The 4,342-nt window shown below is 52.2% G+C and carries 1 protein-coding gene and 2 pseudogenes; all 3 read left to right on the forward strand.

The features are described from left to right. Positions 1–86: 86 nt before the first annotated feature. Positions 87–246, forward strand: a pseudogene (locus AC1DVH_RS26920) (IS3 family transposase); the annotation flags it as partial. Between the two features lie 116 nt (positions 247–362). After that, positions 363–3,029, forward strand: a complete 2,667-nt coding sequence (locus AC1DVH_RS26925; protein ID WP_169876445.1) for a hypothetical protein — start codon at positions 363–365, stop codon at positions 3,027–3,029. A gap of 8 nt (positions 3,030–3,037) precedes the next feature. After that, a pseudogene (locus AC1DVH_RS26930) lies at positions 3,038–4,342 on the forward strand (hypothetical protein); the annotation flags it as partial.

Raw genomic sequence — 4,342 nt, forward strand, 5'->3', positions numbered from 1 at the left:
GCACCAGTGTTCGTCATTCGGTGCCACAACGCCAAGACCGCGAACACGTAAAGCGGATCGTCGACGTGCTCTGCGAACACCAAATGCTCAAACGAAAAATTTACACCACGCGACAGGATGCACGGGGGTGATGTGTTCGATTACATCGAGATGTTCTATAACCCGAAACGCCGTCATGGTTTCAATAATCAGTTGTCACCGGTAGAGTTTGAAAAGCGTCATGCAATGAGCTTGCAGGGTGTCTAGGGAATTCGGGGCGATTCAGTGGGGAGAGCGTCTTGGAGGACCTTATCATATGGAGTTTGTATCAGTCATATGGTCTGATATCAATGTGAAGGCACCATTCTTTCCTTGAGACTCTCATGACTGAACAAACAGAAAGCCGTAAGACCATCATCATCGATCTCGATTGCAGCGACAACAACGCAACCGTCGATGTGCAGCAGCTTGTTCAGCATGCATGTTATGTGAATCTAAAAAACAATATTACCGCTGACCTCGCCAAGGCTGAGCAAGATTCCAAGCGAGTGGAGCGAACTGGGCCCACCAAGAACTACCCCTATGGCAGCGGTTTGGTCTACTTCATTGATGGCACTCGCGGCGCCGGCAAATCCACCTTCCTCCAAAGCGCTTATCATGCCCTGCCAAAGGACCTTAAGGCGCACACGGTTGAGTCTCTAGCGTACATCGACCCCAGTCGCATCGAGCGTAGTGAAATCATCCTCCTGAGCATACTCAAAGCTCTCAAAACACAGATGCTCGCACTCTCAAGAAAGGCCTCCACGCTAGAAGGGGAGCGAGTAAGCAAGAGTTTCCGGGAGGGTTTCAAGAAGCTTGCTGGTGGTTTGAGTCTCTTCACAAAGAGTCACGATCAGCTCCAAGACCTAGATGCTGAGTTGTTTTTTGAATGGGGTCTGGAGCGCGCCGGACACAGTGCAGACCTTCGTAAAAACTTGCATGCGCTGTTCGATATTACTTGCGAATCGCTAGGTGTCGATGCGTTGATTCTCGCCTTTGACGATGCAGACACCAATGCCCAGCACGCGCGTAATGTACTGGAATGCATTCGCAAATACCTTGATACCCCGCGCCTCGTGATTTTAGTTACCGGTGATATCGAGCTGTACTCCCTGATGGTCCGCGATCATTTCTATGACAGCCTCGGAGAGGCTAAGCATGATCAGACGCCGGAACGCAAAGATCAACGCAATAAAATGGTCGACCATTTGGAAGACCAATACCTGCTCAAACTCTTTCCCATGCAACGGCGCCTTCAGTTGCGCCCATTATGGAACCTGCTGAAAAGCGACTCAGAACTTTACAAACTGAGTTACAACAAATGGGGCGAGCAAGCCCAAAGAAAACCCGCAACAGTGGTGGATGAGTTAGTCCGGCAAGGACTTCGAATCAAAACGCCCCGCGACCTAGAACTGTATCGCGAATTCCTGCTAAAACAGCCGTTGCGCTCAATACTTCAGGTACTGTGCCGGTGCGTGCCCTTCCTCGCAAAGAACAACTCAAATGAGCAACAATCCTATGCATGGAATAAAGAACTATCCGAAGCTCTAAGCGAAAGCCTTCGGGCTCTTGCATTGGGCAGCCTATACAAATTCGGCGTGGATGTAGACGCAATCGCTGCTCACGAACTACCTGCACTGACCAAAGCCGTATTCGACCTTGCAGTGCGTGACGGTGACTTTGACACCGCCGCATACCTGCGTCCCCAACCCAGCAATGCAGACCTCAAAAACAGCTTTGCAGCCCTTTCCGCAGATGTCACTCGGCTTTGCGCGGAAAAGCCTGCAGCTCTCATCGACTACATGCTAGCCGCTCCCGGCAGCGTAGCCCTGTATGGCCAAGTACTACGACGTAAGGGTAAAGATCTCCGAACCGGGGATGACGCCCAGACACTTCGTCAGCAATTCGAGCAATACATGGGTATTGGGCGTAAAGAAGATGCTCTCAACTGGGCGCGTCATGCTGTAACAATTTTCTCCGCACCATACGGTGCTAACCCAAACCGCGCAGTGGTCTATTCCGGCATTATCGGGCTCAACAAGGGCAAACCAGATCAGGCCCCCAAGGAAAGCGAGTCTAACTATAAGACAGCCCTCAGCGTCCTCAAAAGCAGTAAAGATCTCCCCGCTTTTGCACTGAGTCTTGTCGACGTATCAGGCACTGCCTCACGGACGTATGCCTCGATCTACAACATCTTAGGTCTGATGGCCCGCTTGCTCGCACTTGAACCAGACCATACCAAACAATATCCCGTGCTCAGCGTCTTACCTAAGCCCTATCCACCGCTGAGTGTTTCCCGTCCACAATGGGAAAATGACACTGTCGAAGAGGAAGACAGCGAGCAGGATGCAACCGACGATGCGGCAAAACTCGCCACGCTCGAACGCGCTGTCGAGCAATGGCTTCACGACACAGCGAGTCTTCGCACAAAGCTCAATCCGTCTGCTGTGCTAATCGGCAAGGTCTGGACGCGCCTCTACTTCAGCTTGGAGAAAGTGTGTGATGCCAACAGGCCCAAGGTTGCCCAAGACGGGGTAGGTGCCGCCAGCCTCATGGAGTTGTTCGCCCTGTGTGTAATCAATGCGTTCTACATAGAGGAACAGGACTACCACTTGAGTAGCGGCTCCAACAGCTCTGCAGGCGGTTCCGCGCTGGACCGCACCAATCCACTCACCTCTGCCAAAGTATTTATTGATAAATTCAAATCCATTAAGGAAGCTCACACAGAACTTCCCCTTACCTATCTAGTAGCGACATGTCCTTTACTTTTGGGGCTATTACAGGCAACAGCCAATACAAAAAACCTGGTTCACGGACTTCTTTCCTGCAATGACGCCTCCTTTAAACCTGATCCAGGAAGTGAGAGTCCCGCCAACTCAAGAATAGAAGCCGCAGACTTACTTTGTGATGACGCCATCTGGAAAAAAATTAATAAAACATACATTGCTGGCACGAAATGGAAAAAAGAGTCTGAAGCGCAGCTCGATCAAGAAGGGTCGACCAAGTCTTGAGTAATAGCATGCGCGAACAAGCCGCTTCAGTTATTGCCCAAATCGGTACCAGTCTGCTCGCCAGCCACAAGGTGCTGTCCCTCGTGAGGCATACACCTTTTCATACACCTTTGGGCTCACAAGACCTGCGAGAGGCAGTTTATCTTGGTTATCTCCCTTGGTCCTCCCGTCTGCCGGACCACGTCTTTGAGCATAGTTTCCAGCGGCTTACTAGTCATCCGACTGGCAAAGAGAAGCCTTCTCTATTGCTCGCCACCCTTCAGGCCATGGCAGACGAATTTCTCAAGTTCCAACACGGGAAGTTGTATGTGAGGCAACAGAAGTTTGGTGCCTGGCAGCAAAGCGTAGTGAGTCGCATATCCGGCCTCCCCCTGCAGGCGGCTGCTCATCTGCTAGCGCTGCCCCGCGACGGGCTACTAGATCAGAGGGCTACTCACTGGTCGAGGGGAGAGCAGCCAAACTGGGCAGAAAGACATTTACCTATCGTCAGCCCATACGATCCGGTGGTTGAGGACTATCTTGCCCGCGAAGGCTTACACGAGACACATCTACATCTCAACGGCAGCACCCACGCGGAAAACTGCTGGCTGCGTGCTCTGCGCACGCCAAAGCAGGAGACAAGAGATTTCGGCATCAAATGGCATAACCGCAGTCGAACCGATGCGGCCAGCATCCGCGAGCTGGCACACTCCATCAATCCAGAACTGTCACCAGTTGAACTGCACAGCCAGCTTGTGGTTGCAAGCCGCTTGCGGCTATGGCTGATTGCAGCAGCAACCAATACCCTAAGCGCAAATGTCTGCCTGCCCTACGACTACTCGGAGTTAGCCGATGAGGAGAACCAGCAAGAGCTGGCTCCTGCCCCCGGCGAAAGACATCTAGAGTTGTCCGCTCAAAGCTGCGCCGACGACGAGTTAAGCTGGATGCAACAGCTCCTGCAAAAGCTCACAATAGAACCCAGTGTGATAATCGAGCGCATGTTCCACGCCTATCTGCTATTACAGAACCAGTATTATCGCCTACTGGTTCAAAGCGAGGAGCAATTCGGTTTCGACCAGTTCCAAAAGTTGACTTACACCGAGCTGCGCGAACCTGCAGAAGCAGACTACCTTCCTCGCTTCTGGGCTATGCATGGCAGACAAACAGGTGCCAGCCGTACCACCTACCTGGAAGGGCGTTTTGCGCCCAAGAGCACGCTACGCAAGAACCATCAACTGTTGAAAGCAATACTGGGGGGTTATTGGCATTACCTTCAGAGCCACTCCCCGCACGACCTCAATTCAAAACCAGCCCCCCGCAACTTGGGCGACATG

The sequence above is a fragment of the Pseudomonas sp. P4_C3 genome (assembly GCF_056402075.1).

Bases quoted from the DNA above. Each gene is read 5' to 3' on its own strand.
- AC1DVH_RS26925 (WP_169876445.1), top strand. From the start codon at position 363: ATGACTGAACAAACAGAAAGCCGTAAGACCATCATCATCGATCTCGAT.